The organism is Micromonospora sp. NPDC047756 (assembly GCF_055587245.1).
This window is the reverse complement of the sequence record NZ_JBVJGQ010000001.1, coordinates 530843-548853: the sequence shown is the minus strand read 5'-3', so window position 1 is coordinate 548853 and position 18011 is coordinate 530843. Positions and strand designations below refer to the sequence as shown.

Here is an 18011-nt window from a genome sequence, read left to right as displayed (position 1 = left end):
GGCTGAACCGTTCGGCGTGACCGCACGTATTCCCGAGCGAACGCACCGCCGGACGCGCGCCGGAAGCGAGGAGACCGCCATCAGCGACCACGACGCCCAACTGCTCCGCGCGCTGCACGACGAGCACGCGGAGGCGCTGTACGCCCATGCCCTGCGGCTGGTCAACGGGGACCGGCAGCGGGCCGAGGACCTGGTGCAGGAGACGCTGCTGCGGGCCTGGCGACATCCGGAGTCACTCGACCCGAGGCGCGGATCGGTGCGGTCCTGGCTGTTCACCACCGCCCGCAACCTGGCCATCGACGCCTGGCGGCGGCGATCCACCCGGGTCGGCGAGGTGTTCACCGACGATCTGCCCGAACCGCCCGAGGTGATTGACGAGGCCGAGCGGGCGGTGGAGGCGTGGACCGTCGCCGAGGCGTTGAACCGGCTCAGCCCGACCCACCGGGAGGTGCTGGTCGAGTGCTTCTACCAGGGGCGGTCGGTGGCCGAGGCGGCGTCCCGCCTGGGCGTACCGCCAGGGACCGTGAAGTCCCGCACCCACTACGCGCTGCGGTCTCTACGGTTGGTCCTGGCCGAGATGGGGGTGACGGGATGACCCGGTGCGAGTTCGCGTACGACGACGGCGCGTACGTGCTGGGTGCCCTGGCCCCCGCCGAACGGGCGGCCTACGAGCGGCACCTCGGCGGCTGCGCCTCGTGTCGGGAGGCGGTCGCCGAGATCGCCGTCCTGCCCGGGTTGCTCGGGCGCCTCGACCCGGCGGGGTTGGAGCAGATCCTGCCGCCGCCGGCACCGCCCCGGGTGCCCGCGCTGCTCGACGAGGCCCGCCAGCTTCGCCGTCGGGAACGCGCCGCGGACCGGCGACGGTACGCGCTGACCACCCTGGCCGCCGCCGGGCTGGCCCTGGTCGTGGGTGTCGGGACGGCGGCGGTGCTGCCCCGATCGGTGACCCCGCCGCCGACGGCGCAGGGCACCCCTGGTCCACAGGTGTCGATGGTGGCCATGCGGCCGGTGGCCACCGCCGGGCCGGTGCACGCCGACATCGGGCTGGTCGGCACCAAGTGGGGCACCCGGGTGACCATGCGGTGCGGGTACGACGCGCGGACGAGTTACGGCAAGGCGTACCCGTTCCGGCTGGTGGCGCGCGGGCCGAACGGCGCCACCGAGCAGATCGGCTCCTGGCTCGCGGCCCCCGGTGACGACCTCAGCTTCACCGGCAACACGAGGTTCACCGACGCCGAGCTGGCCAGCGTGGAGCTCCAGAAAGCCGACGGCACCCCCCTGCTCACCTACGCCGTCCCGTAACCCCTCTCTCACGCGATCTTGCACTTTCTGTCCTTCCACAAGGGGCATGGAGGGGCATATCGGCGACACAAAGTGCAAGATCGCGGGGCGGTCAGGGGGTGGGGACGGGTGTGGGGGGAGGGGTGGGTTGGCGGGGCCGGGTGCGGCGGGAGGTTCGGACGGCGTCGGCGGTGAAGACGATCAGGGCCAGCCAGACCAGCGCGAAGCCCGCCAGCCGGGCCGGGGGCATCGGCTCGTGGAAGATCAGCACCCCGCAGCCGAGCTGAAGGATCGGCGCCAGGTACTGGACCATGCCCAGGCTGCTCAGCGGCAGTCGGTTGGCCGCCCCGGCGAACAGCAGCAGCGGAATCGCCGTGGCCGCGCCGGCCAGCACCAGCAGCGCGGTGTGCCCGGCCGAGACATGCCCGAAGGTCAGGTCGGCCTTCGCCGTCAGCCAGCCCAGGTAGCCCAGCGCTGGCAACGCCAGCACCGCCGACTCGACGAACAGCCCCTCCGCCGCCGGCAGGCCGAGCCGCTTCTTCACCAGGCCGTAGCCGGCGAAGCTGAATGCCAGGGTCAACGCCAGCCAGGGCAACCGGCCGTAGTCCACGGTGAGCACCGCGACCGCCGACGCGCCGATGCCGAGCGCCGCCCACTGCGCCGGGCGTAGCCGCTCCCGCAGCACCGTCACCCCGAGCAGCACCACGACCAGCGGGTTGATGAAGTAGCCGAGCGCAGTCTCCACCACCCGGTCCGAGTTGACCCCGTAGATGTAGGTGCCCCAGTTGACAGCTATCAGCGCGGCGGCGGCGACGATCCCCGCCACCGCCCACCGGCGGCGCAGCAACGCCCGCAGGAAGCCGATGTTGCGCAGCGCGCCCAACAGCAGAGCCACGAAGACCACCGACCAGACGATCCGGTGGGCCAGGATCTCCAGCGGGCCGGCGGGTCGCAGCAGCTTCAGGTAGAGCGGAAAGAAACCCCAGAGCAGGTACGCGCCGAGGCCGTACAGGTATCCCAGGCGGAGTGGCGTCACGCCTACACCGTAAGGGGCGTACTGCTGCTTTGTTCCTTTCCGGTGAGTGGGGTCACCGGGGCTCGCCGGTCGAGCTGCATCCACCGTTGCGGCGCGTCCAGCGGGGTGAAGCCCACCCTCTCGTACACCTGGTGGGCGTCGTTGGTGCAGAGCAGGATCCGGCGTACGCCCAGCTCATCCAGGTGGTCGCGGACCGCGCCGGCCAGCCGTCCGCCCAGCCCGCGACCCCGGGCGGCGCGGTCGACGTACACGTCGCAGAGCCAGGCGAAGGTGGCGCCGTCGGTGACGACCCGGGCCACGGCGACCTGGCGGCCGTCCTCCGGCCGGTAGATGCCGAACGGCAGCGAGCCGGCGAACGCCCGCTCGGTGGTCTCCCGGTCCCGTCCGAGCGCCCAGTACGCGTCGGTGGACAACCACTGGTGCACCAGGTCCAGGTCGATCCGCGCCGGATCGGTGCTGAGCAGGTGGCCGTCGGAATAGGTCAGCGAGAACATGCCGCGAGGCTAACCGCCGAGGTGGGCGGTCAGGCCGCCACATTCCCGAACTCTGGTCATCGGCCCGCCGGGGCCCCGGCCAAGGTCGGAGCCCCGGACGGACCGGGTCGGTGCTGACTGGTCGGCGGTCAGTCCCGGTCGAGGACGGCGCCGAGGATCCAGGTCACGATGCTCACGAAGAGTGCGCCGAGCACTGCCGCCGGCCAGAAACCGTCCACCGAGAACGGCAACCCGGCCTGGTCGGCGATCCAGCTGGTGAGCAGGAAGAGCAACCCGTTCACCACCAGGGCGATGAGACCCAGGGTCAGCAGGTAGAAGCCACAACCGACGGTCTTGATGATCGGTTGGAGAACAGCGTTGACCACACCGAAGATCACCGCCACCAGGAGCAGCGTGGTCACCGTCTCGGTGGCCGAGTTCGAATCCAGGGAGATGCCCGGGATGAGGAGCGTGGCCAGCCAGAAAGCCAGAGCTGTGCTGGCCAGCCGAATCAGCAGACCTTTCAGAAAACCCATGGCGGGGATCGTGCCACGGACACCGCGGCGACGTAACCCGCCGGCTGGCGGGTCCGGTGGAATCAGCCGCGCGTCGGCGGGCCGGTCAGTTCAGCCGCGCGTCGGCGGGCCGATCAGTTGCGCCTCGATCGGGGTGGGGGAGAGCAGTGCCCAGCGCAGCGCCCGACGGTTGACCACCGCCACCATGTCCTCCCGGATCCGGGTCAGCCACTCGGCCGAACCGCCCAGCCCGAGCGCGGCTCCGGCCAGGGTGGCCTCCGTGGAGGTCAGCGGCTGGAGCAACGCCAGGTCGGCGCGGCTCAACGCGTCCACATCGGCCGGGGTCAGCTCGTCGCGTACCACCAGGGTGGCCCGCCACGGCGGACCCGGCACGGCCTCGGCCGCCACCGGTCCGGCGTCGACGATCAGCAGCAACGGCCGCAGCGCGGTGCCCACCCCGTCGGCGACCGCCCGACCGGGAGGGAGCAACGGGATCGTGCCGCCCGGTGCGCCAACCCCACGGACGAACGGCTCCCAGGCCCGTGGCCGGGCGGTCTGCACCACCACCAGGGCGCCGAGCGCCAGGGCGCGCAGCGCCACCAGCTGGGCTGCCCGTACCCCGCCGACCAGCAGTACGCGGGTGCCCTCCGGCCGGAACAGTCGCACGGTGACGGCCCGGCCGTGCCGGTTGGTGCCGACCATCATTCCCGCGTCGCCCAGGGACAGCTCCCAGTCGTTTACGGTCGGGTCGGGCACCGGTGGGCTGGGCTGCGCTCCGGGTGCCGCCAGCGCCAAAGGCAGCGTGGCGGCCAGCCCGCCCAGGTGCGCGCCGTCGAGTCGCCGCAGCTTTCCGCCCAGGTCGGTCACCAGGCGGACCAGCGCCTCGCCGGCCGCCGCCAACTCGGTCGCCGTCCCGGCGGCCAGGCGTACGGTCAGCTCGGTCGGCACTCCGCCAGCCGACGACGACGAGATCGTCGGCGACGGACCCGAGCAGATCGACACGGTCGTGGCCGTCGCCGGCAGCGCCAGCAGGCGGGGCACCAGCCGGCGTCCAGCCGCAGCGCCCGCGTCGGGCCGGTGGAGCAGACGGAAGGTGGCCTGGACGAGACTGCCGGAGCGGATCGCCGGCCACAACTCCCGGACCGGTTCGCCGTCGTGGTGGGCCAGCTCGCCGAGTACGCGTAGCGCCGCCGGCACCCCGAGAGGTCGCGCGGCCAACGGTCCGAGCCGGCGGACGATCCGGCGGACCGTGCCGGCGAGTACCCGGCGCAGGTCCTCCTCCGACCAACCGTTCACCCGCAGCACCCGGACCGCCACCACCGCCCGCTCACGCCCGGCGAGCCGCCCGTCGGTGAGCTGCCGGTACGACGTGCCGACCGTGCCACCGGCACTCGGCACCGGTGCCGGCGCGCCGGCGAGCAGCAGTTGGACCAGCAGCGGGGGCTGGTCCGGCCCGGTCGGGGGGAGCAACGTGGCCGGGGCGGGGATCGCCTGGGACACGTCGCCCAGCAGGTCGCCGGGGTCGCCGAGCTCCAGGAGCGCGACCATGCCGGTGCTGTCCTCCAGGACGGCCGCCGGTCCGCCGGTCAACTCGGTCGAGCGGATCACGGTGCCCGGGGCGACCAGGTCGAGCAGTGCGGCCGCGTCGGCCGGCCCGGTCAACGCCCGCCGGTGGGTGAGGTGCCCGACGGCGGTGCCCAGCCACTCGAACAGCCACCGGCCCCGCACCGGCACCCAGGCGGCGGCCACCAGCAGCGCGGCCACCAGTAGGGCTGCCGCGACGATCGGCGCGGGTCGACCGAGGGTGACGAGCACCAGGGCCGCCGCGACCTGTGCGGTGACCAGTTGGCCGACTCGCGCTCCGGCAGCCGCGCGACGGCCGAGTGCGACCCAGTGGGCCGCCCGCGATCGGCGACGGGGGGTGCGCTGATCGACCGGCAGCGGGCCGCTGTCGGTGGATCGGCCCGGCCCGCCCACCCGTGGGGAGGGGCCCGCCTCGGACCCGGGAGGGGTCGGCGGGTGCGGCCCTCCGGTGGTGATCGCCGGCACCGTGCCTCCTCGACCAGTGGGGACCGGGGTCGGACGGCCGGCCGCCCTTCGGCGACCCGTCACGCGCCGCGACGTGGCTGCGGCACATCGTAAGCGACCGATGGCCGCCTCGGTTGTCCACAGGGGAAGCCGGTGGGGTAGCAGAACCGCTACGAGGTCGCTACCGTCAGCCACGAAGTCCTTCGCTGACCCGTGTCTCAGTGCTCGAAAGACCGGGCCAAGCGACGACGCGTCGCCCCGGGTGGGCGCGTCGACGGCCAGGTGCGATCCGAGAGACGAGGTGACGTCCGGATGTCCCAAACCAAGGCAGAAGCAGCGGTCATGCAGCAGACTGCCGCGAAGTTCGAGCAGGTGGACCAGTCGTTGCAGTCCATGCTGACCGGCCTGCTGGCCGAGCTGGAGGTGTTGCAGCAGGCTTGGCGCGGCGCTGGTGGCCGGTCGTTCGAGCAGGTCAAGCAGCAGTGGTCACAGGACCAGGCGGCGCTGCACCGCGCGCTGCGCGAGACCGCCGGTGCGATCCGCACCGCCGGTCGGCAGTACCACGCGTCCGACGACGAGGTGGCCAGCCGGGTGGCCGGCACCAACCGCGGCGGCATCCAACTGCCGCTCTGATCCCGTTGGGGAGGGAATCCGATGGACCATGGTGTGCTGGTCGTCAACTTCGCCGCGCTGCAACAGGCCGGCGCTGACATCCAGAAGGCGTTGAACACCCTCGACGCGCAGCTCGGGCAACTCGAACGCGACGCCGCCCCGCTGGTGGCGAGCTGGACGGGCGACGCGCAGCAGGCCTACGAGCAGCGGCAGGCGCGGTGGCGTTCGGCCTCGCAGGACCTGCAGGGGATGCTGCGTGACATCAGGTTGGCGGTGAACGACTCCGCCACCGACTACTTGGACACCGAAAAGAAGAACACCGGGCTGTTCCAGTGAGCGATGTGGGCTGGGAGCGCTGACCATGTCCGGGCCAGCGCCCCGCCCGCAGCCGGTCGGCGACGACGGTTGTGTGCGGGCGGACCCAGGCCCTGTGCGGGCGGACCCAGGCCCTGTGCGGGCGGCCTCGGGCCCTGTGCGGGCGGGCTCAGGCCGTGTGCGGGCGGCCTCAGGCCGGGCCGGCCGCTCGCCAGCGTCGACGGGCGCCCCGGGGTGCCACCAGGGCGAGCAGCGCCACGGTGACCGCCGTGATGCCGGCCACCGCCCCGACCAGCAGGGCTCGGTCCCGCGCGGCGAGCCGGCGGGCCTGGTGGGCGAGCTGCGCCGGGTCGGCCCGGTCGTCGGCGAGCGCGGCGACCGGCGGCGCGCCGGCCGCACGGCCGCCGCTGGTCTCGGTGACCGCCCGGTACGGATTCAACACCCCGGCGCCGTACCCACCGCCCCGGCCCGCGCCCGGAGCTGGATCGGCGGTGGCGATGATCCGCTCGGCCACCTGGGCGGCGGTCAGCTCCGGCCGATACTCCCGCAGCAACGCGGCGGTGGCGGCCACGAAGGGCGCCGCGTAACTGGTCCCCTCGACCCGATGGTGGCCGGCGCCGGGTGCGGCGGTCAGCACCTCGCTGCCCGGAGCGACGAGGTCGACGTACGAGCCGGTCTGCGAGAACGACGCCCGCCCGCCGTCCGCCCCGATCGCGCCGACGCCGAGCACCCCGTCATAGCCGGCCGGGAACGGTCGGGGGTCCCCACCGTCGTGCAGGTTGCCGGCGGCGGCCACCAGCACCACGTCCCGCTCGACCGCGTACCGCACCGCCGCTCGGACCTCCGGGTCGTCCGCGTACAGCACGACAGAGAGGTTCACCACGTCGGCGTCCTGGTCGACGGCCCACCGGATGGCCCTGGCGAACTCGTCGGCGCTGACCGTACGCCCCGACTCCCGGCCCTGCACGACCTGCTGTTCGCTCACCCGCACCGGCAGGATGCGGGCACCCGGCGCCAGGCCCCGGAAGGCGACGTCGGGGCGGGGTGCGGCGGCGATGATGCTCGCCACACCGGTGCCGTGGCCGGCGCAGTCCCGGCCGCCGTCCCCGCCGGGGTCGAGCAGGTCGGTGCCGGCCAGCACCCGCCCGGCCAGTTGCGGGTGTGCCCGGTCCACCCCGGAGTCGACCACCGCGACCGTCACCCCGTCGCCGGTGGCCAGCGGCGCGAGCCGTGCCGGGTCGTACCGCTGCTGTGGCCAGGGCCTGGCGGCGACCGGCCGGACGGGGGCGAGTGGCGTCGCGCAGGCCGGTGCCGACCCTCCGAGCCCGGCGGTGGCGGCGACGGTCGGAAGGGCCGGTACGGTCAACAGGCTGGCGGCCAGACCTGCGAGGATCGGGCGCGTGATCGATCCGGACATCGACACCCTCCGTATCGTGGCGGCTCCGAAACGGGATGTTATCGCCTCGTCCGGGCCCGGGCGGACCGCCGCCGGCCAGCCATTGTGATCTTGGTACCACCTTGTAGGTTGTACGCGATACCTGTGGCCTGTTCTCGGAAGGGGAGGTGGCCGTGACCGCATGGGAACCGGCCACGGAGGCCGAGGTGGCGATGCGCGACGCGCTGCGCGCGAACGACCAGGAGCTCTACTTCCGGCTCCTGTCCCGCACCGATGTGCTGCTGCCGGTCTCCGCGCCGACGCAGCCCGGCCAGCCACCTGCGGGATGGGGCACCTGGACCACCGGTGGCCGGACCCACGTCCTGGCCTTCACCTCCGCCGCCGCACTGCGGGCCTGCCTCGGCGACCATGCCGGCAGCAATCGACGCATCCCCTTCGCCGACCTCGCGGCCAGCTGGCCGAACCACGAGTGGTGGCTCGCCGTCAATCCGGGTCTGCCGGTCGAGGGTTACCTGCCGGCCTGGTTCGTGTCGCAACTGTCCCGAGGTGACGTGCGGCTGCCCGGCCGTGCCATGGGTGCCCGCGCCCGCCTGGAGCGGGCCGAGACGTTGGCCCGCACCCGGCCCGGCGTGCCACCGCGGGACGCCGCCCCAGCCGCCGGATCGCCTCCGCTGACGGGGGCGGCCCCGTCAGCGCCCGAGACGGCTCCGCTCGCACCTCATAGGCCGGCGCGGAGCCCGGGCCCTCGGGTGGGTGCCCCACCCGTGCCGGGTCCCGCGCCCCGGCCACCCGCCTCGGCTGAGCCGCCGCGCCGACCCGGCGCGGAGGACCTGCCCGCCGCCGGTCAGCGGCACCCGACCGAACCGCCGCGGCCCACCCCAGGCGTCGGAGCGCTGCCCCGCAGCGCCCGGCCGTCCCGGTTCACCCCGTTGGCGACCGCCGGCCCCACCGCCGACCAGGCTGGGCCGGGCGTGGGCTGGCCGGCAGCGACCCGGCCGGGCGACATCGACGGCCCCGCCCCGGGTAACGGCAACGGCGCCCCTCAGGCCGCGCCTCGGCGCTCCTTCTTCGACCCCGCTCCGGCCCGCGACCCGGCCCCGAGCGGCGGCCGTCCCGGTGACCGGGCGGCCCCGCCGACCCGGTTCGGTCGAGGCAGCCAGCCCTTCCCTCGCCGTCGCCCCGCCGATGCGCCCGCCGGCGAGACCGCGACGCGGGCCTTTCCGATGGCGGCGGACCCGGCCGCCACCCAGCCGGTACGACGGCCGGAGGGCGGTCTCGGCGCGTCCCGCGGCATGGACGCACCGCCGTCCGGCGAGGAGATCACCCAGCCGCTGCCGCCGCGCCGGCACAACCCGCTGGCTGAGGAGCCCACCCGCGCGTTCCGGGTGACCGGTGAGCCTCGCCCGACCGGTGCGCCCGGCCGGCCGGCGGCGGAGGAGACGCAAGCGATTCCCCAGGATCGACCGGGTCGGTTCGAGCCGGCGGAAAAGACACAGGCGATACCCCAGGACCGACCGGGCCGGTTCGAGCCGGCGGAGGATCTGCCGGTGTCCGCCGCGGAACCGGTCTCCGGGCCGCCGGCGCCACGCCGGGGCTTCACGCCCATCGTCATCGAGGGCACCATCATCGAGTCCCGCGACCTCACCGACCCGGTCGAGAGCAGCGCGCCGGTCGACGCGCCCCGGCGGCCCAGCCCTACCCAGGCCGCCCCGCCACCGTTCGGCCCGACGCCTCCCGGTCCGGGCCTGTTCGGCTCGACGCCCCCCGGTCCGGGCCTGTTCGGTCCGTCGTCGCCCAGCCCCACCGAGACCGCCCCGCCACCACCGTTCAGCCCGGCACCCTCCGATCCGGGGCTGTTCACGGCGTCCCCCGGCTCCGCTGAGGCCGCCGCGCCGCCGTTCGACCCGTCGTCCCCCAGCCCCGACCCTTTCGCACCCCCGTCCTTCAGCCCCGATCAGCCCGCCCCGGACCCGTCCGCCCCGCAGCCCGTGACTCCGGCGGAGTCCGGCGCTGTCGGCGGTGACCTGGGCGGTCCGGGGGCCGACGCCCCGCTCGGCGACGATCGCTCCGACAGCGGGGGCTTGTTGGGAAGCCCGACCGGCGGCGAGAGCATGACGGCGGACGGCAGCCCCCTGCCGCCTGCCGACGAGCCGCCACCGGTCGAGTTCGAGCCGGCGAACACGGTCGAGGAGGACCTGCTCAGCGCCGCCGGCTCGGGCAGCACCGACACCTTCCTGTCCACCTTGCTGCTGGCTCGGGTGCTGCTGCCGGCGGCACCGGACTCGGTGCGGGGAAGCCGCCCCGGGGACCCCGGCTTCGTCTGGCGTACCGCGCAGCTCGACGGCGAGACGTACGTGGTGGTCTACACGTCGTCGGAGCGCCTCGCCGACCATGTCGAGGGGGACGTCGACACGGTCCGGGTGAAGTTCGCCCAACTGATCCGGCGCTGGCCCGACGAGGACTGGTCGTTCGCCGTCAACCCGGGCACTCCGGTGGGTGCCAAGTTGCCCGGTGAGCAGATCGTCGCGTTGGCCAACTGGGCCGCCGAGGTGGGGCTCGGGGACGACCTGGAAGTGGACCAGGTGGAAGCGCCGGCCGTGGCCGAGCCCGCCGCCCGTCCCCGGTACGCTCCCGCGGCGGTCGACCCGACCCGACCGACGGTCATGCAGAAGGCGGTCGCCCCCAGCCAGCTCGCGTACTACCTGGATCGTGGGTACGACCGGGTGTCCGGCTTCGTGCACCGGGCCGGCGAGCTGTCCCACCTGACCACACCGGCTCAGCTCCACGAGGCGCTGGGCCTGAGCTACCCCGGCTCGCCGTTCGCCCAGGACGCCGAGGAGATCTACGTGCTGCGCTGGCCGGCGCACCGGCCGAGCCTCTACCGCATCCCGTACGGCGGTCAGAACGAGCCGGCGATGCGGGCCATGGAGGGCTGGGTCATCGAACGCCCGCCGTTCCGGGGCAACGGCTTCGCCCCGGGTGAGAGCAGCGACGTGGTGGCGGAGTTCAAGGTGGACAGCGCACGTCTTCCGCACGGTGCCCAACTCTGGCGCATCGGCGCGGACGGCAGCGAGCGGGTGGTCGCCGAACTGGACACCGACTCGGTCACCTGGCGACGGGTCGGGGAGGCGTGATGCGCGACGGCTACGTGGCCCGTTGGCAGGGCCGGGAATACCAGGCCAGCCCGGACGGTGACGACATCCGCCTCTACCAGCCCGAGCCGGGCGAGGGCTTCGAGGAGGTCCGCGCGGGCCGCTACGTCCGGGTGCTGCCGGCGAGCGAGATCGAGGATCTGGCGTACGTGCGGACCACCTGCACCTGGCAGGGGCAGCCGTTCATCGTGCTCGGCGAGCACGACGCCTGGCTGCGGGTGGAGTACACGGGTGGTCGCTGGCCGGTGGCCGAGGCGATGCGCCTGGAGGTCTTCGACTTCGGCGTCTACCAGGGTTGGGCACCGGCCGCCGAGGTCACCGACCTGCGCGAGCAGCGGGTCTGACCGGTCAGGTCTTGGCCCATCGCAGGATTTCGCCGAGCACCAGCTCCGGCGCCTCCAGGTGCGGGAAGTGCCCCACCCCGTCGAGCAACCGCCACTCGTACGGGGCGACGACGTACCGACCGGAGCCCAGCGCGGTGCGGGGCAGGGAGGCGGCGTCCAGGGCGCCGTGCAGTTGCAGGGTCGGGGTGGACAGCGGCTTCTGCATCAGGCGGACGAACCGGTAGCCGTGCAGGCGCAGCAGCGAGCGGAACGCCCATCGGTAACCCTCCAGCGCGCAGAACGCGGCCTGCGGGATGCACATCGCCTCCTGGCACCGCTGGGCGTACGCCTCGAAGTCCGGCCCGGCCACCCACTGTGGGCCGCCCCAGCGGCGCATGATCTCGCCGACGGCTGCGGCGCCGTCACGGGTCAGGACGTGCTCGTAGCGAGGTAGCTGGAACTTCAACGCCGGGGTGGACGCGGTGAACTGCCCGCGCGGATCGGCGAAGATGGCGGCCCGCAGTCGCAGCGGGTGCGGTGCCCCCAGCACGACGAGCCGGCGGACCAGGGACGGGTGGAACGAGGCCACCGTCCAGGCCACCATGCCACCGAGGCCGCTGCCGACGACCGTCGCGGATCGTTCACCGAGCGCGCGGATCAGTCCGGCGATGTCGGCGGCGAGGGTGTAGCCGTCGTACCCCCGGGGTGGTTTGTCGCTCGCCCCGTAGCCGCGCAGGTCGACGGCGACCGCTCGGAAGCCGGCGTCGGCGATCGCCGGCAGCATCTGGTGCCAGGCCCACCAGTGCTCCGGGAAGCCGTGCAGGAAGAGCACCATCGGCCCGGTGCCGCCCTCGACCACGTGGAACCGGCTGCCGTTGGCGCCGACGAAACGGTGCGTCCACGGCCCCTCGGTGAGGACACAGGACTCGTCGACGGCCCCGCCGCGCTGGTCGGTCATGGCAGACAGCCTAGGACCCGGTTGCCGCGGGCGACCCTGGTGGTCGCGTTGAACAGGGGAAAGCCCCGGGTTGTCCCGGACCGCGACCGGGGGAGTCGGCTCGACAGACCCGGTCGTGGCCATCCGGACGGGTGTCACAAAGGGCGACGCCCGGGCAGATGACCTGCCCGGGCGTCGCTTGTTGGTGCGGGATCAGTGGTCAGCTGATCCGGATCTTCATGGAGGTGCCGTCCTGCTCCAGAACCTTGATCTTGACACCGGTCGCGGGGAGCTTGACGCCGTGGTTCGGCAGCTCCTCGTAGAAGTACTTCTTGGTGTCGTCGAACAGCGGCTCAGCAGCCTGGCCACGGATGTACTGCGGCTGGCTGTTGAGGTGCAGGGTGAACGAGTCCGCCTTGTTCAGGCTGAACGGGGCGTCGTACACCTGGATGCGGGCCCGCCACGGAGCCCCCGTCAGGTTGTAGATCGGGCGCGGGTGCGCGTCGATGTAGAGGTTGCGACCCTCACCGGGGTGACCACCCGGGTTGGACGCCGACGCCGGAGCGGTGTTGTTGTCGGAGAACCGGGTGTTCCAGTACGAGATGAGCAGGCCCTCCTGGTACGCGTAGTGGTCCACCCAGTCCGGGCGGGTGTTCGCGTAGCCGAAGAAGTACGGGCCCGTCTTCAGGTACTTGTCGTACGAGACGTACGACCGGTTGCCGGCGATGTAGAAGTTGTCGAACAGCCGGGTGTAGGTCGCCCCGACCACCTCGAACTTGGAGAGCGTCCAACCGGCGTCGGTCTCGGCGCCGTCGCTGAACACGGTCTGGCCGTCGGCGGTCACGGTGATCGCGTCACCGAAGAAGCCGCCCTCGGAGACCCCACCGTCGGTGACGTAGTGCAGGCGGACCTGCGCCACCTTGCCGGCGACCGAGGTGAGCGGGATGTTGATGTCGGCCCACGCGCCGTTGCTGCTGCCGTCGAGAGCCGGGCGGCCGGCGCCGTCGACGCCGATCGGCTGGCCGTTGACAGTTCCGTCCAGGTCGGCCCAGGTCTGACCGCCGTCCGTCGACGCCTCGAAGTAGAGGTAGTCGTAGGTTTCCTCGATGCTGTACTTGCCCTTGAGCGACAGCGCCGCCGTGGACTTGCCGGTCAGGTCGAACGTCCTCGTCATCTTGCTGTCGAGGTCGTCCTCGTTGCCGGAGAAGTACTGCTTCGAGCCTTCGAACGGTGCGCCGTAGTTGAACGTGTACTCCCGCTGCGGCAGCACCACCACGGCGGCCTGTGCCTTCTCGGAGTTGTACTCCTGCGGGCCGAGCTCCAGCGAGCGCTTCTGCCCCGCCACGACCACCTCGTAGTCGAGCCAGCCGAGCTGGAGCTTGTTCCACGCACCGAGGTCGCCGCCCCGGTCGCCGATGCCGACGTCGTTCTTGGCGCCGAGCCGGCTCTGGGCCATCAGGGTCCAGTGCTCGTTGTTGTTGTCGGCGGGGCCGTAGTCGTCCGGCAGGCCCAGGTCGTGGCCGTACTCGTGGTAGAAGACGCTACGACCGCCGTTTTCCGGCTGGATCGTGTAGTCGCGGATCCAGACGCCGGTGTTCCCGATCTGGGTGCCGCCGATCGGGAAGTTCGGCGGGCCCACGGGCGAGCTGTTGAACGCCGACCAACGGTGGCTCCAGATGGCGTCCTCACCCTGCTGCGGGTCACCGTCGGCCTGGTCGCCGCCGGAGTGGACGATCTGGAAGTGGTCGATGTAGCCGTCCGACTCGTTGAAGTCGCCGTCACCGTCGTAGTCGAAGCGGTCCCACTGGTCGAAGGACTTCATCTCGGTGGCGATCTGCGCGTCCGTACGGCCCTTGGCCTTCTGGTCGGCGACCCACTGGTTGGCGGCGTCGGCGATCAGGTTCCAGGTGTTCGGGCAGACGTTGTCGGCGCAGACGGCGGGGTCGCCGGTCGGGTCGTCGTCGGCCTTCGGGTCGTCCGAGCGACCGTAGCGGGCCTCGTTGTACTTGACCTTGACCCAGTCGGTCACCTCACCCTCGACGGTGTAGCGACCCGAGGACTGCGCCTCGTAGTACTGCTTGAGCGACTCGTCGCCCGGGTTGGTGCCGAAGTAGAGCTGGCGGAAGTGGTCCGGGCTGAAGTCCGGCTGCCAGATGGTGGAGTTGTCCACGGCCCGGTTGGGCTCGGGGATCTTGTTGTGCAGTGGCCCTTCGAACGTCGCCGGGCCGGCGACGTCCGGGTTCATGTCCTTGTCCGGGTAGGACGGGTGCCGCTCGTCACCGAACTCGGCCAGGATCACGAAGATCTTGTCGGTCCGCTCACGCTTCAGCTCGACGTACTGGTCCTTCGTCGCCTGCGCGCCGGCAGCCGACCGTGCCTTGCTGTTGGTGGCGGTCTTGCCGACCTGGCCGACCTTGACGACAGTGCTGCCGTTGCGCTCGATCGGCTTGCTGCGCCCGCTCAGCACGTCGGCGAGACCCTGCTCACGCAGCTCGCGGCGCTTGTCCTCGAGCTTGTCGGGGAGTTCATCCTTCAGCGCCTGTGGTTCGGCAGCGGCCGGAGCTGCTGCCGGCAGTTTGGGCTGCGGGGCGGCCGAGGCGGACGGGCCGAACGCCAGGCCTGTCGCCGTCAGTGAGAGCCCGAGCAGACCCACTGCGACTTTGCGCACGTGGTACCTCCGGTGTGAGGGAACCGGCCCAACGGGGGTACGGGCCGGTGGGAGATCGATCCCACTAGTGGGACCATTGGTGAACATAGTTACTGGCGGGACAGGTGGGAAGACGAACGCGTCGATTTGTTGCAAGATTTTGTTGGGAATGCTTTTCACCGTCACACCCCGCCGGTTCATCAGCCCCGCTGAGCAGTACGGGTACGGGCGTGACCGTATACAACGACATTTCTCGATCAATCTGATCTTCCGCAAACGGCAGTGGGGCCGGCAGCGTCTCCGCCACCGGCCCCACCGTCAGTTGTCGAGCAGTGAAACAGTTACTTCTTTGCCGGCGTCACGTAGATCTGGGCCGACGAGTTGTCCCCGGCAGCCTTCTTGATCGTCAGCGAGACGCCGTAGTTCACGCCCGCGTCGCCGGGGTTGCCGGTGCCCAGCACGATCGCGCCGCCGCCCAGGGTCACGCCGTAGAACTCCGGCGCAGGGCTGCCGTCCGGGTTGGTGACCCGGGTGGTGTACGGCGCGTTGCCGCGCGACGGCAGGACCACCGACGCGTCGTTGTCACGGGCGTAGGCGGCAACGTCGCGCATCTCGATGCCCGGGTACCAGCCCTTGGCGTCGGTGAACGCCTTCACCGGCGGCAGCCCCTTGAACTTCGTGCAGTACGCGCTGTACGGCTCGTCGGCCGCCTCCAGGCACTCGGTGAACGGGTACGTCCGGTTCAGCGTGAACGCCGCGTTCGACGACTGCGGGCGGCTGGGCAGGTTGTCGGTCACCGACGGGTCCTTCACCGCCGCCTCACCGGTACGGCGCAGCGGGTCGAAGTGCGAGTCGACGATGAGCAGGCCGCCCTTCGCGCCGTAGCTGGGCAGCGCGGTCATCTGCCCGGTGACGTGGTTGACGTCGCCGAGCGCGGTGTCCCGGTACCAGACCAGCATGCCCGGAGCGTTGTAGGAGATCCGGTCGACCTTCCACGCCTCGTGCGAGTAGATGGTGTCGTAGGCGTACTGCAGGCCCTTGTCGAAGCCGTCGAAGTTCCGCCACTCCGCCAGGTAGTACTGGGCGTGCACCTCCGTGCCGCTGGAGACCTTCCAGCCCGCGCCGGTGGTGTCGACGAAGGTGCCGCCGGTGGCCGTCCAGCCGTTGTCGCCGCCCTCGACGTCGTCACTCCAGGTGGTGGCGCCGCCGCCGGTGACCGAGAAGTCGTCGACGAACCAGTTGCGCTCCTCGAACGCCTCGTCGGTGGCCAGCCGCAGCCGCACCTGAACCGTCGTCCCGGCGTACGCCGACAGGTCGACGTAGTCGTGCCGCCAGCCGTCGGTGCTGCCGGTGAGGCCGTACTTCTTGCCGCCGAAGTCGTTCATGCGGCCGTTCGGGTCCGGGTAGCCGTCCGGCGTGGTGACCACCGTGCCGCCCTCGTCGTACACCTTCTGCTCGGTCCAGGTCGTACCGCCGTCGGTGGAGAGTTCGACGAAGCCGTAGTCCCAGTCCTCCTCGATGATGTAGTTGTTCCACATCCAGAACTTCGAGTCGGCGGCTGCCGGCACGTCGACCGAGCGGCTCAGCTTGACGTCGGCCCACTCCTGGTCGTTGTTGCTGTGCCACATCTTCGTGCCGCTGTGCGGGGTCGCCAGCGTCGTCACCTTGTCCGGCAGGTCGACCTTGATGCCGTCCTCGGAGTCGATCGGGGTGCGCGACGTCTGGCCGAGCTTCACCTCGCGCGGGTTCGACCCGGGTCGGATGGTCAGCGGGTCGGCCCAACCGAGCACCCACTTGTCCCAGATGCCCATGTGCGTCGGCAGCGCCTGGAAGATCTCACCGGAGTGCGAGCCCGAGGCCATCAGGTCCCAGAAGTCCACGTCGGAGTCGGCGTTGCCGGACGTGTCGTAGAGGTCCGGCAGACCCAGGTCGTGGCCGAACTCGTGGGCGAAGACACCGACGCCGGCGTCCTCCGGCTGCACGATGTAGTTCGACGCCTTCAGGTTGGTGCCCGGGATGGTGTAGCCACCGGCGACCGTGGAGGAGTGCGCCCACACCGCGTACACGCCCTGGTCGCCGCCGCCACGGGACTTGCCCTGGCCGGCGTGCACCAGCACCAGGTGGTCGATCACGCCGTCGGGCTCGAAGACGTTGCCGTCACCGTCGCGGTCGGCCTGGTCCTCGATGTCGTAGTCGGCCCACGGGAAGTTCGGGTCCTTCGCGACGAGCGCGTCGATCGCGTCGGTCGCCAGGCGGCCCGCGCCGGCCGGGTTGTCCGGGTGGCCGTTCATCGACTGCTCACGGCCGGGAACCCAGGCGCCGGTCTCGTCCTGGAAGCAGCGGTTGGCCGCGTACCAGCCCTCCGAGTGCGGCACGGTGATCCACGGGCTGGCCTGCCCGTCCACCGTGTACGCGTTCTTGGACATCTCCAGGTACATGTTGTGCATGGTGCGACCGGACAGGTCGATGCCCTTCTTGCCGTCCGGGCCCTTCAGGTCCGTGCGGACCCGCTCGGTGATGCCCTTCTTGCTGTAGAGCATCTTGTTGTAGTGCTGCGGCGAGAAGTCCGGCACCCACATCGAGTTGTTGTCCTCGTGGGCAAGGCGCGCCGGGTCCGGGATCTTGTTGTGCTTCGGGCCGTTCTGCACCGTGCCGGGGACGCAGGTGCGGTCCTCGAACACCGTCTTGGGGACCATGACGTCCGTGAAGTCGTCGTTGGCCTTGTCGTTGAACTCGACCAGCAGCGTCAGCAGCTTCGCCGTCTGGGTGGTCGGGGCCTTCTTGAACTTGCGGGGGTTCTGACCCGTCTTCAGCGACTTGGCCTCGTCCTTGGCCAGTTGCCGTGCGGTCACCGGGTTGCCCCGGGCGTGCTTGCGGTCGAACGCGCGCGCGGACTCTGCGGCAGGGGTGTAGATGCCACCCTTGCCCTTCACCTCACGGCCGGGGGTGTCCGGCTGCACCTCGGGCTCGGCGTAGTTGATGTAGTGCTCGTCCGCGCCGATCACCGCCTGGGGGGTGCCGGACGACGGCTGAGCCGCCGCACTGCCACTCACGGTCAGTGACGTGGCCGCGAGGGCGAGGACGGGCAGCGCGACGAGTAGACGTCGCCGCGCCCTGGACTGCGGTTTGTGGTTCATGCCGCTCCGTTTCTCGGGCATGGGAGGGAGAACGTTGGGGTGGCCGACCATCGAAGCGATGACTGTCGAACTCTTCCAACCTGCGTGAACCTAAAGCACAACCGGCCGAAAGGACAGTGGTGGCCGACGCCTGTGCCCGTTCAGCTTTCCCCGACTCCC

Annotated in this window: 14 protein-coding genes; 6 read left to right on the top strand and 8 right to left on the bottom strand. The window is 71.7% G+C overall.

All coding sequences use genetic code 11. The features are described 5' to 3' along the window. The first annotated feature begins 79 nt into the window (after window positions 1-79). Complete coding sequence (locus ACZ6NZ_RS02545; RefSeq protein WP_051708644.1) at window positions 80-595, top strand: sigma-70 family RNA polymerase sigma factor; 516 nt, start codon at window positions 80-82, stop codon at window positions 593-595. Further along, window positions 592-1302: an anti-sigma factor family protein gene (locus ACZ6NZ_RS02540; protein WP_465855129.1), complete on the top strand. Its 711-nt coding sequence runs from the start codon at window positions 592-594 to the stop codon at window positions 1300-1302. Before ACZ6NZ_RS02545 ends, ACZ6NZ_RS02540 begins: the two co-directional genes overlap by 4 nt. Window positions 1303-1393: 91 nt before the next feature. Here ACZ6NZ_RS02540 and rarD read toward each other — a convergent pair whose 3' ends face one another. The 4 genes from rarD to eccE form a co-directional block, all read right to left on the bottom strand. Beyond that, window positions 1394-2317: an EamA family transporter RarD gene (gene rarD, locus ACZ6NZ_RS02535; RefSeq protein WP_465855127.1), complete on the bottom strand. Its 924-nt coding sequence runs from the start codon at window positions 2315-2317 to the stop codon at window positions 1394-1396. A gap of 2 nt (window positions 2318-2319) precedes the next feature. Continuing rightward, complete coding sequence (locus ACZ6NZ_RS02530) at window positions 2320-2811, bottom strand: GNAT family N-acetyltransferase (RefSeq protein WP_465855125.1); 492 nt, start codon at window positions 2809-2811, stop codon at window positions 2320-2322. A gap of 128 nt (window positions 2812-2939) precedes the next feature. Continuing rightward, on the bottom strand, window positions 2940-3326 hold the full coding sequence (locus ACZ6NZ_RS02525; RefSeq protein WP_091395522.1) for a phage holin family protein: 387 nt from the start codon (window positions 3324-3326) through the stop codon (window positions 2940-2942). A gap of 90 nt (window positions 3327-3416) precedes the next feature. Next, a complete protein-coding gene (eccE, locus tag ACZ6NZ_RS02520; RefSeq protein WP_465855122.1) occupies window positions 3417-5354 on the bottom strand; it encodes a type VII secretion protein EccE in 1938 nt (645 codons plus the stop codon). A 291-nt stretch (window positions 5355-5645) separates the two neighbouring features. Here eccE and ACZ6NZ_RS02515 point away from each other — a divergent pair, with 291 nt between their 5' ends. After that, window positions 5646-5966: a WXG100 family type VII secretion target gene (locus ACZ6NZ_RS02515; RefSeq protein ID WP_091395516.1), complete on the top strand. Its 321-nt coding sequence runs from the start codon at window positions 5646-5648 to the stop codon at window positions 5964-5966. Between the two features lie 21 nt (window positions 5967-5987). After that, window positions 5988-6281, top strand: a complete 294-nt coding sequence (locus ACZ6NZ_RS02510; RefSeq protein WP_355004864.1) for a WXG100 family type VII secretion target — start codon at window positions 5988-5990, stop codon at window positions 6279-6281. A gap of 169 nt (window positions 6282-6450) precedes the next feature. Here ACZ6NZ_RS02510 and mycP read toward each other — a convergent pair whose 3' ends face one another. After that, window positions 6451-7677, bottom strand: a complete 1227-nt coding sequence (gene mycP / locus ACZ6NZ_RS02505; RefSeq protein WP_465855119.1) for a type VII secretion-associated serine protease mycosin — start codon at window positions 7675-7677, stop codon at window positions 6451-6453. A gap of 152 nt (window positions 7678-7829) precedes the next feature. Here mycP and ACZ6NZ_RS02500 point away from each other — a divergent pair, with 152 nt between their 5' ends. Together ACZ6NZ_RS02500 and ACZ6NZ_RS02495 are read left to right on the top strand one after the other, a co-directional pair. Next, on the top strand, window positions 7830-10790 hold the full coding sequence (locus ACZ6NZ_RS02500; protein WP_465855117.1) for an SseB family protein: 2961 nt from the start codon (window positions 7830-7832) through the stop codon (window positions 10788-10790). Further along, window positions 10787-11152, top strand: coding sequence for a hypothetical protein (locus ACZ6NZ_RS02495; RefSeq protein WP_030486287.1), 366 nt, complete (start codon window positions 10787-10789; stop codon window positions 11150-11152). The genes ACZ6NZ_RS02500 and ACZ6NZ_RS02495 overlap by 4 nt, the downstream gene beginning before the upstream one ends. Window positions 11153-11156: 4 nt before the next feature. Here ACZ6NZ_RS02495 and ACZ6NZ_RS02490 read toward each other — a convergent pair whose 3' ends face one another. The 3 genes from ACZ6NZ_RS02490 to ACZ6NZ_RS02480 form a co-directional block, all read right to left on the bottom strand. Continuing rightward, window positions 11157-12089 (bottom strand): alpha/beta fold hydrolase, encoded by a 933-nt coding sequence (locus ACZ6NZ_RS02490; RefSeq protein ID WP_465855115.1) that lies wholly within the window; start codon window positions 12087-12089, stop codon window positions 11157-11159. A gap of 199 nt (window positions 12090-12288) precedes the next feature. Further along, the gene (locus ACZ6NZ_RS02485; protein WP_465855912.1) at window positions 12289-14721 is read right to left on the bottom strand and encodes an immune inhibitor A domain-containing protein; all 2433 of its coding nucleotides are present in this window, start codon (window positions 14719-14721) and stop codon (window positions 12289-12291) included. A 335-nt stretch (window positions 14722-15056) separates the two neighbouring features. Then, the gene (locus ACZ6NZ_RS02480) at window positions 15057-17852 is read right to left on the bottom strand and encodes an immune inhibitor A domain-containing protein (protein ID WP_465855113.1); all 2796 of its coding nucleotides are present in this window, start codon (window positions 17850-17852) and stop codon (window positions 15057-15059) included. Window positions 17853-18011 lie beyond the last annotated feature (159 nt).